General features: G+C 65.1%; 16 protein-coding genes. 11 read left to right on the top strand and 5 right to left on the bottom strand.

Annotated features, from left to right (window positions below):
• Positions 1 to 22: 22 nt before the first annotated feature.
• Positions 23 to 1,429, bottom strand: a complete 1,407-nt coding sequence (locus OOJ09_RS21755; RefSeq protein WP_269907170.1) for a PLP-dependent aminotransferase family protein — start codon at positions 1,427 to 1,429, stop codon at positions 23 to 25.
• A gap of 71 nt (positions 1,430 to 1,500) precedes the next feature.
• Here OOJ09_RS21755 and OOJ09_RS21750 point away from each other — a divergent pair, with 71 nt between their 5' ends.
• The 4 genes from OOJ09_RS21750 (at position 1,501) to OOJ09_RS21735 (ending at position 7,720) form a co-directional block, all read left to right on the top strand.
• On the top strand, positions 1,501 to 2,427 hold the full coding sequence (locus OOJ09_RS21750; RefSeq protein ID WP_269907169.1) for a DMT family transporter: 927 nt from the start codon (positions 1,501 to 1,503) through the stop codon (positions 2,425 to 2,427).
• Positions 2,428 to 3,179: 752 nt separating this feature from the next.
• Positions 3,180 to 4,604 (top strand): family 16 glycosylhydrolase, encoded by a 1,425-nt coding sequence (locus tag OOJ09_RS21745; RefSeq protein ID WP_269907168.1) that lies wholly within the window; start codon positions 3,180 to 3,182, stop codon positions 4,602 to 4,604.
• A gap of 12 nt (positions 4,605 to 4,616) precedes the next feature.
• Positions 4,617 to 6,398 carry a type I secretion system permease/ATPase gene (locus OOJ09_RS21740; RefSeq protein ID WP_269907167.1) on the top strand — a complete coding sequence of 594 codons (1,782 nt, stop codon included), beginning with the start codon at positions 4,617 to 4,619 and terminating at the stop codon, positions 6,396 to 6,398.
• Positions 6,399 to 6,400: 2 nt separating this feature from the next.
• Positions 6,401 to 7,720 (top strand): HlyD family type I secretion periplasmic adaptor subunit, encoded by a 1,320-nt coding sequence (locus tag OOJ09_RS21735; protein ID WP_269907166.1) that lies wholly within the window; start codon positions 6,401 to 6,403, stop codon positions 7,718 to 7,720.
• A gap of 250 nt (positions 7,721 to 7,970) precedes the next feature.
• On the opposite strand, the gene OOJ09_RS21730 is transcribed toward OOJ09_RS21735, so the two are convergent.
• Positions 7,971 to 9,473 (bottom strand): ATP-binding protein, encoded by a 1,503-nt coding sequence (locus OOJ09_RS21730; RefSeq protein WP_269907165.1) that lies wholly within the window; start codon positions 9,471 to 9,473, stop codon positions 7,971 to 7,973.
• 574 nt (positions 9,474 to 10,047) lie between these two features.
• Here OOJ09_RS21730 and OOJ09_RS21725 point away from each other — a divergent pair.
• The 7 genes from OOJ09_RS21725 to OOJ09_RS21695 all read left to right on the top strand — a co-directional run bounded on the left by OOJ09_RS21725 (position 10,048) and on the right by OOJ09_RS21695 (position 17,798).
• Positions 10,048 to 12,615 carry a caspase family protein gene (locus OOJ09_RS21725; protein WP_269907164.1) on the top strand — a complete coding sequence of 856 codons (2,568 nt, stop codon included), beginning with the start codon at positions 10,048 to 10,050 and terminating at the stop codon, positions 12,613 to 12,615.
• A 402-nt stretch (positions 12,616 to 13,017) separates the two neighbouring features.
• The gene (locus OOJ09_RS21720) at positions 13,018 to 13,323 is read left to right on the top strand and encodes a hypothetical protein (protein ID WP_091581511.1); all 306 of its coding nucleotides are present in this window, start codon (positions 13,018 to 13,020) and stop codon (positions 13,321 to 13,323) included.
• A 136-nt stretch (positions 13,324 to 13,459) separates the two neighbouring features.
• Entirely contained in the window at positions 13,460 to 14,467 is a 1,008-nt protein-coding gene (locus OOJ09_RS21715) for a LacI family DNA-binding transcriptional regulator (protein WP_269907315.1), read from the top strand.
• A gap of 77 nt (positions 14,468 to 14,544) precedes the next feature.
• Complete coding sequence (locus OOJ09_RS21710) at positions 14,545 to 15,333, top strand: 3-methyl-2-oxobutanoate hydroxymethyltransferase (protein WP_269907163.1); 789 nt, start codon at positions 14,545 to 14,547, stop codon at positions 15,331 to 15,333.
• Positions 15,334 to 15,341: 8 nt separating this feature from the next.
• Positions 15,342 to 16,346 (top strand): sterol desaturase family protein, encoded by a 1,005-nt coding sequence (locus OOJ09_RS21705; RefSeq protein WP_269907162.1) that lies wholly within the window; start codon positions 15,342 to 15,344, stop codon positions 16,344 to 16,346.
• A 115-nt stretch (positions 16,347 to 16,461) separates the two neighbouring features.
• Entirely contained in the window at positions 16,462 to 17,403 is a 942-nt protein-coding gene (locus OOJ09_RS21700) for a sugar ABC transporter substrate-binding protein (RefSeq protein WP_269907161.1), read from the top strand.
• Positions 17,404 to 17,480: 77 nt separating this feature from the next.
• A complete protein-coding gene (locus tag OOJ09_RS21695) occupies positions 17,481 to 17,798 on the top strand; it encodes a MocE family 2Fe-2S type ferredoxin (protein WP_269907160.1) in 318 nt (105 codons plus the stop codon).
• Positions 17,799 to 17,954: 156 nt separating this feature from the next.
• Here the strand turns inward: OOJ09_RS21695 and OOJ09_RS21690 are convergent, their stop codons facing one another.
• The 3 genes from OOJ09_RS21690 to OOJ09_RS21680 form a co-directional block, all read right to left on the bottom strand.
• Positions 17,955 to 18,785 carry an aldo/keto reductase gene (locus OOJ09_RS21690; RefSeq protein ID WP_269907159.1) on the bottom strand — a complete coding sequence of 277 codons (831 nt, stop codon included), beginning with the start codon at positions 18,783 to 18,785 and terminating at the stop codon, positions 17,955 to 17,957.
• A gap of 169 nt (positions 18,786 to 18,954) precedes the next feature.
• Positions 18,955 to 19,587: a DUF5074 domain-containing protein gene (locus tag OOJ09_RS21685; protein ID WP_269907158.1), complete on the bottom strand. Its 633-nt coding sequence runs from the start codon at positions 19,585 to 19,587 to the stop codon at positions 18,955 to 18,957.
• A gap of 36 nt (positions 19,588 to 19,623) precedes the next feature.
• Complete coding sequence (locus tag OOJ09_RS21680; RefSeq protein WP_269907157.1) at positions 19,624 to 20,844, bottom strand: helix-turn-helix domain-containing protein; 1,221 nt, start codon at positions 20,842 to 20,844, stop codon at positions 19,624 to 19,626.
• Positions 20,845 to 21,028: the final 184 nt, after the last annotated feature.

Genomic DNA, 21,028 nt, shown 5'->3' with positions numbered 1-21,028 from the left:
CGGCGGCATTTCTTGCAATAGATCAGACCACAAATGCGCTCGAGTCCGCGGTGGACTGTAGCAAGGCTGCGATCCGCGCAAGGCCCAGCGCGACACGCTCCCGGTCCGGTTCGTGGCTGAGGCAGAGCCGTACGGCCTCCGGGGCAGCCTTCGCGTCGACGGCGAAGATGGAGCTGGCGCGCAGGAGCACGCCCTGCTGACCCCCCGCCGCTTCAAAAGTCCCTGCACGAATGCCTTTGGGCAGACAGAGCCAGACATGGAATCCGCTCGGGTCGGCGCGGATGTCGTAACCATCCAGGATGCGGCGCGATAGTTTCTGCCGGAACTCCGCCTCGGTGCGCTGTTCGCTATTCAGTTTCTCGGCCGTACCGTCTTCGATCCAGCGAGCCGCGATCTCCGCCATGAATGGCGGCGGCATCCAAGATGAAAGCGCGATCGCCGAGCGCAGGGCGCTTTCGAACCTCGATGGGGCATGGACAAAACCTACCCTCAATCCAGGCGCCAGGCTTTTGGATGTGGAGGTCAAGAATAAAGTATTTTCCGGCGCGAATGTTGCCAGCGGTGGCGGGCGAAAGCGCGGCAGGAAGGCGAAGACGTCGTCCTCGATGATCGTCAGTCCGCGGCCGAGCGCAACCTCGGCAACGGCGCGGCGGCGGCTTTCGCCCATCGTGGCAGCTGTGGGCGTTTGCAATGTCGGCATTACATAGAGCAGCCTCGCCCCGGTGGAGATCGCCGATGTGTCCAGTGCATCCGGAAGCAATCCCTCGCGATCCATCGCCACGGGTATCGGCGTGAGGCCGAGTTGGCGGGCGATGGCAAGGACCGGCGGATAGGTCAATTCTTCCACCAGGATCGCATCGCCTGGCCGGGTCAGTGCCAGAAGCGAGACGAACAGGCCTTGCTGCGCGCCGTTGACCAAACTAATGGAACGTCCCCTGATCCCCAGGCCGAGCATTCCGATCCAATGTGCGCCCACCTCGGCATGCCTGCGCATAGCGGCCTCTGGGGCATGGTCGAGAAAAGCCCCGAGCCCGCTGTCCGATGCCAGTCCCGCCAGGCAGCGCGCCAACGCGGTCGCCGCGCTGCCGGCAAAAGGCAGATTGTTGGCAAAATCGATCGGGCCGTCGGAGGGCCGCGTCAATGTCGCGCCCCATGCCGCAGCGACCTTCGGACCCGGCTGACGCACATAGGTTCCACGCCCCACCGTACCTTCCAGTAGGCCGCGCCGCGCCGCCTCTGAATAGCCTCGTGTCACTGTGCTCAGGGACAATCCGAGCCGATAGGCGAGATCGCGTTGCGGCGGTAGCCGATCGCCCGCAATCAGTTGCCGGGCCGCGACTGCCTCGGCAATCGCCTCCGCGAGCGCGAGATAGGCGGGGCCCGGTCGGCCGGATATCGCAGGGCACCACATTGTCATGAAGACAATCATTTCATTGCACCGGCACAATGTCAAATTTATGAATACATTTTGTATTGAGCGGCTGCAGATCAGGAGGACACATGTTGCAGAAATCGCCCATCGTGGGCAGCGTGCTCGCCTTTGCCTGCCTGGTCATCCTGGGTGCGATGCCTGTGCTGGCAAACGCGCGCCCCACCGGTTCCGACAGCCTGGCCTTCGCCATCTGGCTTACGCTCTGGCAGCTTGCCGCCGCTCTCCCTTTGTTCGGTGTCGAACGCGCCAGCAAGGCACAGGTGACGACGACAGACCTACCACCAACAGCGCGCATTCGGCTCGGCGCAATTGCGCTCTTCACAGGCGCCATGTTCGGGATGTCGACCTACTTATACGTTGTCACCGCCGAAAGGGCGGGAGCGGTGAGCATGGTCATCGCGCTCCAGGCCTATCCACTGTTTGCGATGTTGCTGGAAGCGGTTTTCCAGGGAAAGCGGAAGTCGCCAGCCGAGATCGGCTTCACGCTGATCATGATCGCCTCGCTCGTCTATCTCACGACTGGTGGCACCTTCAAAATCGCGGAAGTGTCATGGTGGTCGGTGACCGCGCTGGCAATTCCGCTTTTATGGAGCATCGCTCACCTCCTGCTCAAGGCCATACTGGAGACCATGCCCGTAACACCGAGCGAGGTCACAGTCTCACGGCTCGTGATATCCGGCGTCTTCCTCGTCTTGGTGCAGGCGGGGCTTGGCGAGAGCGAGCTGCTGGCCGCAACCTTCTCCGACCTTGCGTTTCAACGCGCCGCCATGGTGCTGGGGATCGCCTACTATCTGGAACTCATTCTATGGTTCTATGCGATGCGGCACATTGACGTGTCGCTTGCAAGTTCGATCACCGTACCAGCCCCGGCTGTCACGATGCTGATCTCGGTCACGATGCTCGGCGAGGCCGTAGCTCCTTACCAGGTGGCCGCGATGGCGATTATCGTAGCGGCGATGTACGCCATGTTGCTCGCGAGCCGACGCAGACGGTGAGGGTCCCGCCACAAGGAAGCACTGGATATTGCCAGCTTGGCGATCGTCGCGGTCGATGACAGCGGAGTGCGACTGGAGGCAGGGTCAACTAGCGCGCAAGACGGGGACGGGACTTCTCCCCGACCGCTGATCGCGGGCGATCCTCACCAGGAAGACTGGGGGAACTGGAGGAGGGCAACGTGGCGGCGTGTTCCCTTCGCAATCCTGTTGTCGGAAGCCGGCCATCCTGCAACGATCGATTTGATCCGGGCACTGACGCTGGACGAACGGCCGCTTTCGGATAACCTCCCATCCGCGCCTGAACGGCCGACTGTGGGTCGGCTGCGCAACGGCAGCTTCCGCCAAATATCACCCTGATGGCATGGCTTGATGAGCCGTGTTTTTCCGGTGCCCTCCCCTCACACCGCCAAACTCCCTTGCTCCACCGCAGCCTCTGCCCTCGGATTCGTGCATCTTCAAGTGTTAGCATGGACTAATATTGATTGCATTCGTACAAACAAATCTGCCTATAATTTTGGCATATGCACAAAATTTTAATAAATGTTTTTCCGGTCGTCATGTCATACTGCCGGAAATGGAGTGGAATCTTTGCTGCTTATTCAGGGTATGTCTTCCGAAAGGTCGATGCTATGGTGGATTGGGTGACGATTCCCAGGAACGATATTGTTCGTTTCAACGTTACTCGGGAAGCAGTCGCCGGGACTCTTGTCGAGTGATTTGAGCAGGCCGGGCACCACGAGGAAGGATTTCTGATGAGCACCGTCGTGAACGCCAAAGGCATCCCGCTTCCCTACACCGGTGCTTCCACCCACTGGTTCTCGGCGACGGGGTCCGGACCGGAACTGCATGGCACCCCCGGCAACGACTCCTTCTGGGGCGACAGCAGCGTCAATGTCACGATGTATGGTGGCGCTGGCGACGACTACTATCATCTCTATTCCACGATCAACAAAGCGGTCGAGGATCCCGGGGCAGGTGTCGACACGATCGACACCTGGATGAGCTACAAGCTGCCCGCCAATTTCGAAAACCTCGTCGTCACCGGCGATGGCCGCTACGCGTTCGGCAATGCGCTGGACAACATCATCACGGGCGGCGCCGGCAGCCAGACGCTGGATGGCGGCAAGGGCAATGACGTGCTCATCGGCGGCGCCGGCGCCGACGTCTTCATCGTCTCGAAGGGCAACGGCAGCGACCTGATCTTCGATTTTGGCGCGACAGACACCGTGCGCCTCAACGGCTACGCCTTCAACTCGTTCGAGGCCGTACAGGCCAGCATGGTCCAGGCGGGAGCGAATGTGCAGCTCAACCTCGGCTCCAGCGAGGTGCTGGTGTTCAACAACACCACGATCGACAAGTTTCAGCCCGCCCAGTTCGAACTGCCGATCGACAAAACAGGCATGACGCTGTCCTTCGCCGACTACTTCAACACGCTGAACCTCTGGAACGGCCACAGCGGCACCTGGGATTCCAACTTCTGGTGGGGCGCTCCGAACGGCAGCACGCTGACCCAGAACGGCGAGCTGCAATGGTACATCGACGCCAATTACGCGCCGACGAGTTCCGTCCACCCGTTCAGCGTGGCAAACGGCGTCCTCACCATCACCGCGGCGCATGCGCCGGACGCCATCAAGCCGCTCATCAACAATTACGAATACACTTCCGGGGTCCTGACGACGCACGACAGCTTCTCGCAGACCTATGGCTATTTCGAAATGCGAGCCGACCTGCCCGAAACGGCCGGAGCATGGCCGGCCTTCTGGCTGCTGCCGGAAGACGGCTCGTGGCCGCCGGAGCTGGACGTGCTCGAAATGCGCGGCCAGGAACCGAACACGCTTGTGATGACGGCGCACACCAACGAGACGGGGCAGCACACCAAGATTTCGTCCTCGGTGAATGTTTCGAACACGGACGGCTTCCACACCTACGGCCTGCTGTGGACGCCGGACCAGCTGATCTGGACCTACGATGGTGTCAAGGTCGCCGAGGCCGCGACGCCGTCGGACATGCATGTCCCGATGTATATGCTGGTCGATCTCGCGGTCGGCGGTTTCGCCGGCGCGCCTCCCGACCATCTGGCAACGCCGGCACAGATGAAGATCGACTATATCCGCGCCTATACGCTGGATGATGTGCAGCTGAGCCATCTGACCATAACAGGCGAGCACACGGTCTAGGCGACCAGTGCGATGTTGCGGGATCATGCGCCATCGAGGGATGCGACGAGGCAGCAGGGCCTGCGGCCGGTGTTCATGCGCGCCATTGCCGATATCGGCGTCTTCTCGCTGCTGATCAACATCCTGCTGTTGGTGATCCCGCTCTATCTGCTGCAGGTGTATGATCGCGTGCTGCCGTCCTCCAGCGTCGAGACGCTGCTTTATCTGTCGGCCATGGCGGTTGTCGCGCTCGCCTTCCTCGGCTTGCTGGACGCGGTGCGCGCCATTTACACGCAGCGCGTCGCCGCCACGGTCGATGAGAAACTGGCGGCGGCGACATTCGCCGCCTCGCTCGGCGCCAAATATGCCGGCGGCCTGTCGCCGCTGCGCGACCTTGCCTCGGTCTGCGCCTTCATCAGGTCGCGCGGCGTGGCGGTGCTGTTCGACCTGCCCTTTGCTCCTGTCTTTCTCGCCCTGCTCTATCTCATCCATCCGGTGCTGTTCTGGCTGACGCTCGCCGGCGCGGCGCTTTTGCTTCTTCTGGTCGTGGCCAATCAGCTTGCCATCGGCAGGAACGATGCCCTGTCGGCGGAACGCTCGGCCGCCGCGAGCCAGGCGGAGCAGGCTTTTGCCCGCAATGCCGAAACGCTGCGCGCCATGGGCATGGTGCGAGCCGCCGCCGAGGCATGGGGCAGGCACGTCGCGGAAGCGCTCACCCTGCATGACCGTTCATCGAGCGCCAACGCCATCTTCAGCGCGGCGTCGCGGGCGCTGCGCATGATGCTGCAGCTGGCAATACTGGGCGCCGGCGCATGGCTGGTGCTGCGGGGGCAGATGACTGCCGGCATGATCTTCGCGTCCTCGCTGGTGTCGTCGCGCGCGCTGCAGCCACTCGACCAGCTGATCGGATCCTGGCGGCAGATCGTCGACGCCAGGCGTTCGTGGAAGCGGCTGGAGACCGCGCTTGCGGCCCGTCCGGCGGAAGCGCGGAAGCTGGCATTGCCGGACCCCTCCGGCGCGATCACCGCGCAGGACCTTTTCTTCATCGCGCCGAATGCCTCCTTCGGCACGGAACCCATCCTCAAGCGGCTGAATTTTGTGATCGGCGCCGGCGAGGCGGTGGCAATCATCGGCCCGAGCGGCGCCGGCAAATCCACGCTGGCGAAATTGCTTGTCGGCGCGCTCCAGCCGACCGGTGGCTCGGTCAGGATCGACGGCGCCGACCTCAGGAGCTGGGACGAAAACCAGCTCGGCAAGCACGTCGGCTACCTCGCGCAAGAAGTGGAGCTTTTTCCCGGATCGATCGCGCAGAATGTCGCCCGCTTCGGCCTCGATGCCGATGACCCCGCGATCGTCGAAGCCGCCAGGCGCGCCGGGGCGCATGAGCTGATCCTGGCGCGGCGCGACGGCTACCAGGCCACCATCGGTCCGTCCGGCACGACGCTGTCGGGCGGCGAGCGCCAGCGGATCGGACTGGCGCGCGCCTTCTACGGCAATCCGCGCATTCTCGTTCTCGACGAGCCCAGTACCCATCTCGACGGCAGCGGCGAAGCGGCGCTCGAAGGGGTGCTTTCCGCCGCCAAAGCTGCGGGCGTCACGGCAATCGTGATAACGCACCGCCCTTCGATCGCCGCGGCCTGCGACCGCGTGATGCTTCTGCGCGGTGGAGTGGTTGAAACCTTCGGTCCAGGCGGCGACGTGTTGCGGCAGTCGACCGCCGGCAAGGGCCTTGCCCCACAGCGCAACACGGTGGTGACAGGGTCGTTCGCCACGACGATCCGCGGCACCTCGCATAATTTCCGCTTTGGATCGTGAAGATGGCGGCGCAGAGCCTGGCCTGGGAAGGCAGACCACGCACCGACATCCGGCGGGTGGCCTTCACTGGCTACGCCGCAATGGCAATATTGGCGGGCTGCTTTGGCTATTGGGCCGTCAGCGCCCCCCTGTCCGGCGCGGTGATCACGCAAGGCACGATCTCGGCGGCGGGCGGAAACATTCTCATTCAGCATCCCGAAGGCGGCATCATCCAGGAGTTGCTGGTCCATGAAGGTGATCGCGTGCAACAGGCCCAGGATCTGATCCTGCTGGATCGAACCGCCGCGCAGGCCGAGCTCAACCGGCTGACGAGACAGTCGATCGCGCTCAAGGCGAGCGCCTCGCGGCTGGAGGCGGAACGCGATGGATTGGACCGTCTTGCGCCTGTCACAGAGACCGCGCCAGCACCGTTCCAGCACGATTTCGAGACCCTGGTCCGAGAACAGCAGAAGGAATTCGACGCCAGGCTCGCCCGCTTTCGATCGGAACAATCGATCCTCGCGCAACGGGTTGCCATGCATCGCCAGTCGGTCGTGGGATTGCAGGCCCAGAAACTCGCCATCCAGCAACAGGCCGAAATCGTGGCGAAAGAGCTCGGCATCAAGACCAGCCTCCTGGACAAGGGCCTCACCAATCGCAGCGAATATTCGCAGCTTTTGCGCAGCGAAGCCGATCTGGTCGGCCAGGCCGGCGCGCTGGAGGCGGATCTTGCGGCGACCAACACCCAGATCGTCGAAGCCCAGGCGCAGATCGAGCGCGCGATCACGCAACGCGTGGAGGAAGCGCTGACCAGGCTGGACGACGTCCGTACCAGCCTCGCCGACATAGAGGAACGGACGCGGGCAGCCGAAGCGGTGCTGAGGCGGACAACGATCAAAGCGCCGGCCGCGGGCATCGTGGTGTCGTCGACCTACAATTCCAAGGGAAGCGTGATTGCCCCCGGACAGAAGATCATGGAGATCCTGCCCACTGCGTCGGGTCTCATCGTCGATGCACGGCTGCGGACGAAAGACATCGATCAGGTTCGTGTCGGCCAGCCGGCAAAACTGCGCTTGTCCGCGTTGAACATGCGGCTCACCCCGGAGATTTCAGCCACGGTGACACAGGTTTCCGCGGATCGGCTCATCGATGAGGCCACGCATGAACCCTATTTCCGCGCCAAGCTGAAGATTGCCCCCGACCTGCCGCCCGGCGTGAAGGCGGAGCAGCTTTACCCTGGAATGCCGGTCGAGGCGTTCATCAACACTGACAACCGGACTTTCTTCGAGTACCTCGCACGGCCCATGCTCGATTCCTTCGCTCGCGCCTTCACGGAACGGTAGATGTTGCGGACCGCGTAATCCATCGGCACGCCCGTCAGTACCGCCAGGGGTCAGGCCGCGACAATGCCCACGCCAACCTGAATATCCGCTCCAGAAGATTTGCAGCCCAAAGCTGACGGCCGCGCTTGGCCCAAAACAAGACATTGGGAGTCGGTGCGCAGGCTGTCCGCTCATGGCGCAAAGCAGACTTCGGCGCTGCATCTGCCGTTTGGCTATAGCCACGGCTTGAGGGCATTTTCTTGTCGCCCCGTCACAGTGCCAGACTCCCCTGCTCCACCTCCCCGGCATTGGGGTCGCCCGGTGCTGTCGCCCAGGCGAGTTCCACCAGTGTCACGGTGCGCCTTCCGGTCCCGTCGAGCTGGCAGACGATGAGGCCCTGCTCCTCGATATAGGTCAAGAGGCGCCGGGCGCGGCGCAGCGAGTGGGAGCCATAGGCGCGGGCGATGGCGGCGTCGCTCGGGCATGGCCAGCCTTCCTTCGCCGCGCGCGCGATCATCATGAACACGCCCTGCATGTCGTCGGGCAGCAGCGAGGCACGCACCGAGACATCCTGCCACGCGTCATCCCCCGCCGCCATGTCGGAGCCCAGCCCGGCGCGGGCGCGCGTCAGCATGCGGCGAAACTCCGGCAGGTCGGGGACCACCGAAGCGAGGCCCTCGATGCGGCAGCGGACCACGAACTCCTGGTAGAGCACGCCGATGACGCGAAAACCCGCGTCCGGCTGCGCCAGGATGGCGCGCAGGACACGGTCGACACGCTCCCGCCGCTCCGCGAGATCCTCGGCGCTGATTTGCGGCTCCGCCGGTTCGGGGCGGATTTCCAGCGCCGCCGATTTCGCCGCCATCAGCTGGTCGAGCAGGTCCGGCGACGACCGGCGCTGCGGCCGCACGGTCTCGGGCGGCGGCGCGGCCAGGATAATCGCGCGCGCATCCTCGAGCGCGGACTCCGGCATCGCCATCAGGCGCGGCGTGCCATTGCGCGGGCTTGTATCGGTCGGGCCGATGCGCAAGCCCAGCGGACGGCGCGACAGCGCCGGGCCGAGCGCCATGAACTGCCCGCGCTCCAGGTCGCGAAACGCCTCCGCCTGCCGCCGCTCCATGCCCAGAAGGTCGGCGGCGCGCGCCATGTCGATGTCGAGGAAGGTGCGGCCCATGAGGAAGTTGGACGCCTCGGCCGCGACGTTCTTGGCGAGCTTGGCCAGCCGCTGGGTGGCGATGATGCCGGCAAGCCCGCGCTTGCGGCCACGGCACATCAGATTGGTCATGGCGCCGAGCGAGAGCTTGCGCGCCTCGTCCGAAACCTCGCCGGCCACCGCCGGCGCGAACAGCTGCGCCTCGTCCACCACCACCAGCATCGGGTACCAGTGGTCGCGCGCGACCTCGAACAGCCCGCCGAGGAAGGCAGCAGCGCGCCGCATCTGGTTCTCGGCGTCGAGCCCTTCGAGATTGAGCACGGTGGAGACGCGATGGATGCGCGCCCGCTCGCCGGCGCTCTGCAGGCCGCGCTCGGTGTGCTCCTCGGCATCGATCACCAGGTGGCCGTAACGGTCGCCCAGCGAGACGAAATCGCCCTCGGGGTCGATGATGGTCTGCTGCACCCAGGGCGCGCTCTGCTCCAGGAGGCGTCGCAGCAGATGGGATTTGCCGGATCCCGAATTGCCCTGCACCAGAAGGCGGGTCGCCAGCAGCTCCTCGAGATCCAGGGTCGCCGGGGCGCCGGCGGTCGTGTGTCCCATCTCGATCGCAACGGTCATGTCAGACTCAAGGCTCCTTCGCACACGGACTTATCAACCGCAGGATAGCCCGTCGAGCACCGATGCCCGCCTGCCCGGTGTTGCGCACAGCTCCAATGGCGTCTGCCGGTCTGGATTGCGGCAAGGCTGAAATTGGCAGCCTCTCGCTTGCCAGACTGGTTATCCAGAGCGCTCGCCCAGGCTCGAATTCTCACCATCACCCTTTTTCGATCGCCAGCGCCGCCCCTCATCGCCCTGCCGGGCACTTCTCCCCGTATAGTGACGGGGAGAAGGGGCTGGCCGCAACGCTGGCGCCCTGCTTGCAACGCTGGTGATTGGCGAAACCGGCGATGACAGCGCCCCTCTCCCCGTCACTATACGGGGAATTGAGGAGTGGTCCGCGTAGCGGACGAAAAGCCAACTGCTTGGCTTTTCGAACGACGAACGCCGGCAGGCAGGTGAGGGGCGGCGCCAAGATCGGCAATTGACGACCTCCCTCACGAACTGGAAAACGATTGCCTGGAAGCAACCCACATCCGTCATTGAGCCGCCACTTTGTGCCGGTTAGCATGGGCTGGGCTTATCGGGGTTGTGCATGGCGGGATGGCATCGCGTCACCGTTTTCGCGGCATTGCTGCTGATGCAGCTGCTGCAGGCATGGCCGGCGTCCGCTGAAGACGCAAGGCCGCTGCGCGGCGTGGCGCTGGTCATCGGCGAGTCCAGGTACCAGTCCCTCCCCGCGCTTCCCAACCCGGCCAACGACGCGCGTGCCGTCGCCCAGTTGCTCGGCAGTCTCGGCTTCGAGGTCAGCTCGATCCCCGATGGCGACGGTCCCCGCCTGGGGCGTGGCCTGAAACACTTCGTCGAGGACGCAGCCGGCGCCGATGTCGCACTGCTCTATTATTCCGGCCACGGCATCGAGGCCGGCGGCGAGAACTATCTTGTCCCCGTCGAAGCGGACGCCTCCTCGCTTGCCGATCCGGCGAACCGGCTGGTGCCGGTCTCGGCCTTGCTGGCACAGCTCAAGGCCAGCGTGCCGGTGGCGATCGTGCTGCTCGATGCCTGCCGCACCAATCCGTTTCCGCCGGGCGCAACGCTTGCCGCCCCGTCCGGCGCCGCACCCGTCGCCGCCGCCGGGCTCGATCTTGCGCGCCGCGCCGCGCCGCTGGCCGACGCCGCCGAAGCGCCGCAAAGCCTGGGCGAGGTGATCGGCTTCGCCGCCGAGCCCGGCCATGCGGCGCTCGATGGCGAGCCCGGCGGCAACAGCCCCTATGCCGCCGCCTTGCTGAAACATCTTGCCGCCGGCGGCTTCGCCTTTGGCGATGTCATGACCATGGTCGCCGAGGAGGTCTATGTGAAGACCGGCGGCCGGCAGCTGCCATGGACCAATGCCAGCCTGCGGCGCCTGCTCTATTTCGGCCAGGCGCCGGAAGAGACCGGCGGCGACGAGGCCTCGATCCGCTCCGAGCGGCGCAAGCTGCTGCTGACCATCGCCGCGACACCGGCCGAGCAGCGCTCCATGGTCGAGACGGTGGCGGCACAGAACGAAGTGCCGCTCGACCAGCTCTACGGCATGCTGGGCGCCCTGCGGGTCGACACGTCGGCCGGACCCGGCGATCTGCAGGCGCAACTCGCGGCGGGCGCGCGGAAACTGCGCGAAATCCTCGCCCAGCACGACACCGAAACCAGGCAGGACCCGGAATTGATTCGGCTTTCCGGCCTCGCCGACCGCGCGCAATCGGAGGGTGCCATCCAGCTTGCGCTGACCTTCCGCGCCAGGGCCAGCGCCCGCGCCGAGGAAATCGACAAGCAGCTCGACGAGGCCGAGGCCAACATCAGGCAGCGGCGCCTGGAGCTGGCCGACACCTTCGCCGACCATGCCCGCACCGCAATCCTGAATTTCGACTACCGCACCGCGGCCCGGCGCTATGAGGACGCCTTCCGCCAGGCCGAGCGCTGGGATCCGAAGACCGCCTTCATCTACAAGATCTTCGAGGCCGACGCGCTGACCGACCAGGGCATGATCAAGGGCGAGAACGCGGCGCTGTCGGAGGCCGTCGACGTCTACGAAGCCGCCAAGCTGCTCCCCGGCGTCACCGTCTTCACCGGCGGTCCGGCCGGCGTCGCCATCAACGAGGGCATCACGCTGACGGCTCTGGCCGCGCGCGAAAACGGCACGGCGCGCGTCGAGCAGGCGATCAAGGTCTACGAGGATGCGCTGAAGATATTCACACGCAAGCGCACGCCGGCATTGTGGGCCACCGTGCTGATCAATCTCGGCAACGCCTACGACCTGATGGGCCAGCGCGCCGGTGGCGCCGCCTATTACGCCAAGGCGATGGACGCCTATCGCCAGGCGACGAAGGTCTACACGAAGACGACCAGTCCCGACAAATGGGCGGGGCTGCAAAACAACATCGGCAACGAGTTCACCGCGCTTGGCGATGCCGGCGATGCCCGCAAGAACTACACCGCCGCGATCGAGGCCTTCCACGGCGCCCTCACCGTCTGGACCCGCGAAAAAGTGCCGGTGCAATGGGCCATGGCGCTGGCCAACCTCGCGGTCTCCTTGCACAAGCTGGGCGACGTTGCGGACGACACGGAGAAACTGGAAGCATCGCGGGCCGCCTTCCAGGACGTGCTGGAGGTGCGCACCCGCGAGACCCAGCCGGTCGACTGGGCCAATACGCAGAGCAATCTCGGCGCGGTGCTTTTGTCGCTCGGCCAGCGCGGCAAGTGCGCCGACTGCTTCACCCAGGCACTCGCTGCCTTCGACCAGGCGCATGAGGTGATCACCCGCAAGCTGGACCCCTTCACCTGGGCAACCATCACCTACAACCAGGGCCGTGCCTACCGTTTCATGGGCGACGCCGAAAACAGCGTGCCGCTCTACCGCAAGGCGCTGGAACGGATGGACCTCGCGCTCACCGAACTGACGCGCGACAAGTCGCCGGTCATCTGGGGCAAGACCCATTCGGTGCGCGGCGAGATCCTGCTCGCCATCGGAACAAGAACGCACGACAGAGCGAGCCTGCTGGCGGCCCGCGACGCCTTCATCGCCGCCCGCGACATCTTCCGCGAGCAGCACTACTCATCCGGCTTCGAGGGCTTTTACCGCAAGGAACTCGACCTCGTGCAGCAGCAGCTCGCTCAGGCGAAATGATCCGGGCGGCAACGCCGGTCCGGGCAGGCCTGTGGATAGTAACCAGTCGTTCACCATGGGCGCGTGTTCCGATTGAAGGCATCCGGCATCCGCGTAGCCTGACCCTGCATCGCCTCCCCAATGTGATGCGTCCCAACGCCCCAAATGGCGGCCGGCGCTTTCAAGTTCTCTCCACTCGGTATGCGCCGGTCGCCACGCTGGTCCTTCTCGCGCGGCAACAGCCAGCTTCGCGGTGCCTGTCGCGCCGCGGCGCTGGATCCGTCAACTGAAACCCGTCTGCTGGCGCAAAGCTGGGGTTGACCGGCCCGGATCGCGAGGCGACACTTCACCCGGAAAGTACTTCCGGGAATGCCCATGGCTGGCCTGGACGTGCCCGACGCACAGGTGCGAGGAGGAATTGCGATGGACGAGCCCGAACGGTGGCGCCACATGTCGACGGCGCCGAGGGATGGCAGCCGCATCCTGGTCACGGTTCGTCCGTCCGAACAGGGGCCGGCGGAAGTCGATCTCGCCTACTGGTCGCGCGGCGACCAGTTCGCCAGCGAAGGCTGGCGCGCCTCGGACTCCTCGCCCGGACGTGTCATCGAATACGCCGAACCGGAGCTGAAATGCTGGATGCCGCTGCCCACGGCCAACCTCAGCCGCGCCTCGATGCCGGCGCCCTGGCAAGGCGACGACGCCCAGCAGTTGGACGGCTCGGGGATTTAGCGAAAAGGCCGACGCTGCCGGCCTGCTCCCTCGTGGGGAGATCGGCTGCTTGCCGGTAGCGCCATCGATGCGGAAGGCTAGAGCCTTACCGAAAAAATATGGTACCTCCCTGATCAAATCGCATCAGGGGGTACCCATCGCCAGAACTACCTTCGCCGACATTGCCCGCCGTGCCGGGGTTGGCACCGCGACTGTCGAGCGCGTGCTCAACGGCCGGGGCGGCGTGCGTCCCGAGACGGTCGAAAAAGTGGTCGTCGCCGCGCGTTCGCTCGACTATCCACGCAGGCTGCCAGAGGCGCATCGCGGCATCCTGCGCATAGAGGTCATCCTGGTGCGGCCGGATTCGACCTTCTTCTCGCGCCTGTCGCGCGCCTTCGAGCGCATTGCCGCCACGCTCGACCGCACGGTCGCCGTGCACCGGACTTTTCTGGACGAAGGCGATGCCTCCGCCGTCGCCCAGCGCATCCGCGAGCCCGGCATGCGCCGTGGCGGCCTGATCCTGGCCGTGCCGGACGATCCGCAGATCCGCGCCGCGCTGGCCGAAGTCGAGGCGCAAGGCGTACCGACGATCCAGGTGGTGACCCGCATCGCCGGCTCGACAGGCGACTATGTCGGCATCGACAATTACGCCGCCGGCCGCATGGCGGCACAATTGATGAGCCGCATGCAGCCGCGCAGCGGCAGCATCGTCGCGCTCTGCCACAGCCAGATCTACCAGGTGCACCGCGACCGCATCCGCGGCTTCTCCGACTATCTCCTTGAGCATCCGCGCGCCGACCTCGGCTTCGCCGAAGTGCTGTTCGGCCATGACGAAGGGCCAAGAAGCGCCGACCTTCTGGTCGACGCTTTGCGGCAGCGCCCCGACCTCGCCGGCTTCTACAATGCCGGCGGCGGCAATGGTTCGTTGAACGACATGCTCGTCCGCCATCCGCGCCGCCACGAAGTGTTCTTCGTCGGCCACGAATTGACCGAGCGCAGCAGCGCGGCCCTGCGCCAGAGCACCATGGATGTCGTTCTCGACCAGGCGCCGGAAGCGCAGGCGCGCCGCGCCATCGACCTGATGTTGGCGCGGCTCGGCCTGCACGATCTGCCGATCGAAAATCCGCCGATCCGTTTCATCACCTTCACCGCTGAGAACCTTTGATCTGATTTGATCAAAGAACGAGCGGCCTTCTGCGGGCCGCGATGCTACGCCTCTCGCAAATGGGAGGACGACAGGTGATGAGACGGCTGACGGTACACGATCTGCAGAGCGCCAAGGGCATTCGGAAATGGCTGCAGCTGCATGTCGACACGCCGGCCGAGGCGGCTGCCGCCGTCGCCAGCGACATCGTCATCCTCTCCTGCGAACCAGACCATAATCTGGAATTGATCCGCCAAACGGCTCCCCTCGCCTTTCTCTCCGTCGGCATGCCGCATGGCGCGGTCGCCTCGCCTGATGAGGCGGTGCGGCTCGGCTTCGCCATCATGAAGCGCGGCGCCGATGCGGTCTATTCATCGCATTCGCCGCGCTTCATCGAGGCGATGGCGGCCGAAGGCATTCCCGTCACCGGCCATGTCGGCCTGGTGCCGAACCGCGCCACCTGGACCAATTTCCGCGCCATCGGCAAATCGGCCGAAGAGGCGATCAAGGTGCTGCGTGACGCCAGGGATTTGGAGAATGCCGGCGCGGCCTGCATCGAGGTCGAAGTGGTGCCGGTCAGGCTTGCCGAACACATCACCCGCTCGACGCCGCTGATCACCATGGGCATGGGCTGCGGCTCGGCCTGCGACACGCAGTACCTGTTTTCCTCCGACGTGCTCGGCACCCATACCGGTCACTACCCGCGCCACGCCAGGCGTTACGCCGACTTCGTCACGCTGGAAGCCGAACTGCAGGAGAAGCGCATTGCCGCCTTCCGCGCCTTCGGCCGCGACGTGGCCGATGGCCTTTACCCAGAAGCGCGGCACCAGGTCGACATGGACGATGCCGCCTACGAGCGCTTCCTCACCCTCTCCCAGGCCTTGTGAGATCAGACATGGACGATCTGAAATACGGCACACGCAACAAGCGCGGCGACTGGGCACCGAACGAGCCAGCCGGCACGGCGCCGCTCTTCGTCTTTCCGCCGCGTCCGCTGGCACTTCTGAAATGGCTGCCGCACTATTTCCTGCCTTACAACCTGCTTTTCGCGCTCTCGGCGGTCGCCTGGTGGCACTTCGTGCTGCCCGATATCGAGGTGATGAAGACGCTCTCTGTCGGCTGGATGCTGCGGCTGTTCCTCGTCAACTGCGCGGCGCTGCTCGTCTTCTTCGGTATCATCGAACTGCGACTCTACATCTTGAGAAGCCAAGGCAACCGATTCAAATACAACGGCAAATGGCCCTCCGAACAGAAGAGCAAGGCGTTCTTCTTCGAGAACCAGAACCTCGACAACATGCTGCGCACTTTCGGCACCGGCATGCCGATCTGGACGGCGATCGAGGTGGCGATCCTCTATGCCTACGCCAATGGCTACGTGCCGTGGCTCACCTTCGCCGCGCACCCGGTCTACCTCTTCCTGCTGGCACTGGTGGTGCCCGTCATCCACGAGACGCATTTCTTCCTGCTGCACCGGGCGATCCATTGGGGGCCGCTCTACAGATGGGTGCATTCGGTGCACCACAATTCGGTCAACCCCTCGCCCTGGTCGTCGCTGTCGATGCACCCCGTGGAGCAGTTCGGCTATCTCGGCGTCGCCTTCTGGCACCTGATCATCCCGTCCAACCCGCTGCTGGCGCTCTACCAGCTCCACTATGCCGGCTTTGGCGCCATTCCCGGCCATGTCGGCTTCGACAAGGTCGAGCTGACCGAGGACATTTCAGTCGATAGCCACGCCTACATCCACTACCTCCACCACAAATATTTCGAGGTGAATTACGGCGACGGCCTCATCCCCTTCGACAGATGGTTCGGCACTTTCCACGACGGCGGCAAGGACGGCGAGGCCCGCATGCAGGCCCGCTACGAGAAGAAGAAGGCGCGCGCTAACGCGGCTCCCTGACCGCAGCCCGACCAGATAGCCATGTGGATGGCTTCAGCCATCCATCCAGCCATCCCGAAAGGGCCGGTAACAAAAAGAGGGGTGAGCCGGCACTCCATCCGCAAGGGAGGAAACCGTGAAGAGACTTCTCATTTCAACCGCGCTGGCGGCCTTGATGTCGACCAATGCCTTCGCCGCCAAGATCGGCGTCTCGATCGTCAACTTCGACAACAATTTCCAGACGCTCCTGATGCACGGCATGCAGGACCGCGCCAAGGAAAAGGGCGTCGGCATCCAGGTCGAGGACGCGCAGAACGACGTCGCCAAGCAGCTCGACCAGGTGAAGAATTTCATCGCCAGCGGCGTCGACGCCATCATCGTCACGCTGGTCGACACCAATGCCTCCAAGACGATTAGCGAGGAAGCCGCCAAGGCCGGCATTCCGCTGGTCTTCGTCAACCTCGAACCGTCCGACATGAAGAACCTGCCGGAGAAACAGGTTTATGTCGGCTCGAACGAAACCGAATCCGGCACGCTGGAGGCGTTCGAAGTCTGCAAGCTGTTGCGCGCCAAGGGCAAATCGGCGGGCGCCACCGCCTACATCGTCATGGGCAGCCTGGTGCACCAGGCAGCACTCCAGCGCACCAAGGATGTCGAGCAGGTCTTCTCCACCGACATGTGCAACTTCATCAAGGTCACCGACAAGCAGTCGTCGGAGTGGGCGCGCGACAATGCGCAGAACCTGATGACCAACTGGCTGACGGCGGGCCCTGCCCCGGATGCCGTCATCGCCAACAATGACGAATCCGCCATCGGCGCCATACTGGCGCTAAAGGCTAACGGCATCGACATGAAGAATGTTGTCGTCGGCGGCATCGACGCCACTCAGGACGGCCTGCAGGCGATGAAGGCGGGCGATCTCGCCGTGACCGTGTTCCAGAACGCCAAGGGCCAAGGCGGCGGCGGTGTCGACGCGGCCCTCGCGCTCGCCAAGGGCGAGAAGGTCGACCGCGTCGTCTACGTACCGTTCGAACTGGTCACGCCCACCAACGCCGCCGAGTATCTCAGCAAGAACTGATCCCGCGACCTGGGCCTTTCGGGGCGGTTCAAGCCGTTCCGGAAGTCCATCGCGATCGAACTTAGGGGTGAGAAGAAATGACCAGCTGGATCAGGGCCTGCGGCCTCGACGACATCGAACAGGAAGGCGCGCGCCGTTTCGACCATGGCGGCCGCACCTACGCCATCTTCCGCTCGCCCGACGACGAGGTGTTCTGCACCGACGGGCTCTGCAGCCATGAGGCGGTCCACCTCGCCGACGGGCTGGTCATGGACTACGAGGTCGAATGTCCGAAACATTCGGGCGCCTTCGACTACCGCACGGGCGCCGCCAAACGATTGCCGCCCTGCATCAATCTGAGGAGCTATCCGGCGCGGCTGGAGGGCAGCGCGGTGCTGGTGGATTTGTCGGAATGAGAGAGGCGCCGCGGACGAAGCGGCGAGAAACGCTCACTTTATTGGCCGCTACCTACCTTGAAGACCGGCCGCGACATCCATCCATTCCTCAGAGTTGATGACGAAGCTGTAAAGGCTTCGGCCAAACTCCAAGGTGGCAGCTTCGCCACCGGCTCCTTAAAACAAAAACGCCGCCGTGGCGGGGTCCGGTCCGACGCGGCCGGCGGCTGAATCCATGCCGCGGATGAGCGCCAGGTCCTGCGCGTCCAGCTCGAAATCGAAGACGTCGAAATTGGCGGCGATACGATCCTGATGGATCGACTTGGGAATGACGATCAACCCTTGCTGAAGGTGCCAGCGGATGATCGTCTGCGCGACGGATTTGCCGTGTTTCCTGGCAATGCCTGATATGGTCGGGTCGCTCAGCAGCCTGCCGCTGCCCAGCGGGCTCCAGCTCTCGGTATGGATGCCGTGCCGGGCGTGGAACTCCCTGATGCCGCGCTGCTGGAACCGGGGATGCAGCTCGATCTGGTTGACGACGGGCGTGACGCCGGTCTCGCTGATGATCCGCTCCAGATGGTCCTGGTTGAAATTCGAAACGCCGATCGACCTGATGCGACCGGCCTCCTTCAGCTCGACCAGCGTCTTCCACGCCTCGACATATTTGTCCTGGCTGGGCACCGGCCAGTGGATCAGGAACAAGTCGAGCTGCTCGATGCCAAGCTTGTTCATCGTCCCGTCGAAGGCCTTGCGGGCCGCATCGCGCTGGTGCGCGCCATTGCGCAGTTTCGAGGTGATGAACAGGTCGCCTCGCGGCACGCCGGCGGTCCGGATCGCCTCTCCGACCCCCTCCTCGTTCTGGTAGCCCTCGGCGGTGTCGATCAGGCGATAACCGGCCTCGATCCCCCAGCGTACCACCTGGGCGGTGATGGCCTGATCGACCTGCCAGACGCCAAGGCCGAGTTGAGGAATGGTGGCGCCGTCGTTCAACGCAATCTGTTCGGGCATGGTCAGGTCCTTCTGCAAAGATGTCTCGGGGCGGTCCGCCCGGTGCAGAACCTAACTAGGTGCGAGGTGGCCGGATGGCCAGCCATCGAGGGACATTTGTCGGCTGGTCGATATGATGCGAGGTTGGCGTGGAGCACCAACTTTCGCCATCGTCACCGGCGCCTCGCCCTCACCTTGGCCGGCGCACCGCCCGCACCACCCCCACCGATCCGCCACCGCAGAAGAGCCGGTCGCCGCCATCGGATTCCAGCCCCGAGATGCCCATGCCGGCCGGCATGTCCAGCGTCTCCAGAACCTTGCCGGTTTGCGGGTCGACGCGGCGCAGGTCGCTGTCATCGCCTTCCCAGGTGGCGTGCCACAGCTCGCCGTCCACCCAGGTCACCCCGGTGACGAAACGGTTGGATTCGATGGTGCGCAGAATTGCCCCGGTCTCGGGGTCGATCTGGTGGATCTTGCGCTCGCGGTACTGCCCCACCCACAGCGTCCCTTCGGCCCAGGTCAGCCCGGAGTCGCGGCCGCCGCCGGGCGCCGGGATCGTGGAAAGCACCTCGCCGGTATCAGGATCGATCTTCTGGATGCGATCATTGGCGAGCTGGAAGAGATGCCTGCCGTCATAGGCCGTGCCGGCGTGTGCTGCCACGTCGATCGAGCGCAGCGACTGTCCGCTTGCCGGATCGAAGGCATTCAGCCTGTCACCCGAGGCAAACCAGACGTTCTTGCCATCGAAGCTTACGCCACCGACCCGCTCCACGCCGGGAAACGGTCCATATTCCCGCAGGATTTCGGCCGCTGAATGTTTCATGTCTTGATCCTCAAACCGTGTTGGTCGTGCCCCTTTCTAGCCATTCGGCAGCGGTGCGGGGAGTAACAAGGTGGTCGTGAATCCCGCCACCGGCGGTGTCATCCAGCGGCGCGCCCGCCCGTGGCCGAACGACTGCACCTTGCCGGACTCGGCCAACTGCTCGAGCGCCCGCTGCACGCTGCGCTGGCCGGTTCCAAGCGCCAGCGCCAACGCCGAACTCGACCAGGATTCACCGTCGGCGAGCAAGGCCAGCACCGCCGCGTGCCGCTCTTCGATCGGCCGCGCCAGCACCGCCACCTCGCCGGCCTGGCGCGGCGCCAGCGCGAAGCCGCGCCTGGTCGCGCCGATGTCGGCCAGCGTCCGCAACTCGGCGCGCAGCCGGCCGATCTCGACCCGCAACCTGGCGCGATGCGATTCATCGGCATGCTTGCCGCCAAAGGCCCGCGCGACGAGTTCCTCTCTCGACACATCGCCCGGCCAGGCTTCGGCGAGCGTGCGCGCCAGCGCGAACAGCACCGGGCGCGTCGCCAGCGAGATCGTCGTTTCGCCGCCACGCACGGCATAGCGAAAGCAATCGACGACCAGCCCCGGCGACGCCTGCAGCGCCTCGACCTCCTCGAGCAGCAGCGGGCGCTGCTGGCCGCGCGCGATCAGCCGCGCCGCCGGCGTGTCCAGCGCCAGGAACGCGCTGTCGACCTCCGCCATGAGGCCCGCAATGCCGGCCCGGCGGGCGGCGTGGCGTGCCCACTCCAGTGCCGTGCGCGCTGGCTTCGTCTTGAGGCGCCGCATCGCGATGCCGGCGACGGCCAGTTCGTGCGCGGCCCTCGAGGCCGGCGGAAGCGGTGCCGGATCGAGACCGGCCAGCACGTCTTCGGCCTCATCGAGCCGCCCGATCAGCAGCAGCCGCCGCACCTTGAGGTGGCCCGCATGCGCGGCGTTCAGCCGGTCGCCATGCTTTTCCAGCGTTGTCCGCGCCGCGTCGAGCGCCCTGGCCGGCCAGCCGAGGTCACGCGAGACCAGCGCGATCTCGGCCTCGGCGACGACGCATCTGGCGCGCGCCACCGCCTCTTTCGGGCCAAAGGCGCGCGCGGCCCGCCGCAGCAGCGCCTTGGCGCGTTCGAGGTCGCCGAGCTGCGCCATGGCGATGCCGCGCAGCGCCAGCGCCGGCGCATCCTCGCGCAAGGCGACGCGGTCGAGCGCGCCGAGCGGATCGCCCGCCGCCAGCGCCATACCTGCCGCCGTGATCAGCGAGTCCATTCAAATCCCGTCACACTTGTAACTCCCACCCTCGCGCCGCACCGCCCTAACTTAAGCCAGCACCGTCAACCAGCAAGCCGTGCTGGCAACCGACGGCACGCCAAAGGAGAAGAAGATGCCCAGTCCAGCCGACCTGCCCCCCGACGCGACAATCGACACGGCCAAGCACGCCGGGCGCCACCCC

It is taken from the genome of Mesorhizobium qingshengii, assembly GCF_027563465.1.
GTDB classification, from domain to species: Bacteria; Pseudomonadota; Alphaproteobacteria; order Rhizobiales; family Rhizobiaceae; genus Mesorhizobium; species Mesorhizobium qingshengii_A.
This window is presented reverse-complemented; position numbering and strand designations above follow the sequence as displayed.

Bases quoted from the DNA above. Each gene is read 5' to 3' on its own strand.
- OOJ09_RS21740 (WP_269907167.1), top strand. From the start codon at position 4,617: ATGTTGCGGGATCATGCGCCATCGAGGGATGCGACGAGGCAGCAGGGC.
- OOJ09_RS21680 (WP_269907157.1), bottom strand. From the start codon at position 20,844: ATGGACTCGCTGATCACGGCGGCAGGTATGGCGCTGGCGGCGGGCGAT.
- OOJ09_RS21750 (WP_269907169.1), top strand. From the start codon at position 1,501: ATGTTGCAGAAATCGCCCATCGTGGGCAGCGTGCTCGCCTTTGCCTGC.
- OOJ09_RS21695 (WP_269907160.1), top strand. From the start codon at position 17,481: ATGACCAGCTGGATCAGGGCCTGCGGCCTCGACGACATCGAACAGGAA.
- OOJ09_RS21745 (WP_269907168.1), top strand. From the start codon at position 3,180: ATGAGCACCGTCGTGAACGCCAAAGGCATCCCGCTTCCCTACACCGGT.
- OOJ09_RS21705 (WP_269907162.1), top strand. From the start codon at position 15,342: ATGGACGATCTGAAATACGGCACACGCAACAAGCGCGGCGACTGGGCA.
- OOJ09_RS21735 (WP_269907166.1), top strand. From the start codon at position 6,401: ATGGCGGCGCAGAGCCTGGCCTGGGAAGGCAGACCACGCACCGACATC.
- OOJ09_RS21730 (WP_269907165.1), bottom strand. From the start codon at position 9,473: ATGACCGTTGCGATCGAGATGGGACACACGACCGCCGGCGCCCCGGCG.
- OOJ09_RS21690 (WP_269907159.1), bottom strand. From the start codon at position 18,785: ATGCCCGAACAGATTGCGTTGAACGACGGCGCCACCATTCCTCAACTC.
- OOJ09_RS21755 (WP_269907170.1), bottom strand. From the start codon at position 1,429: ATGATTGTCTTCATGACAATGTGGTGCCCTGCGATATCCGGCCGACCG.
- OOJ09_RS21725 (WP_269907164.1), top strand. From the start codon at position 10,048: ATGGCGGGATGGCATCGCGTCACCGTTTTCGCGGCATTGCTGCTGATG.
- OOJ09_RS21720 (WP_091581511.1), top strand. From the start codon at position 13,018: ATGGACGAGCCCGAACGGTGGCGCCACATGTCGACGGCGCCGAGGGAT.
- OOJ09_RS21710 (WP_269907163.1), top strand. From the start codon at position 14,545: ATGAGACGGCTGACGGTACACGATCTGCAGAGCGCCAAGGGCATTCGG.
- OOJ09_RS21685 (WP_269907158.1), bottom strand. From the start codon at position 19,587: ATGAAACATTCAGCGGCCGAAATCCTGCGGGAATATGGACCGTTTCCC.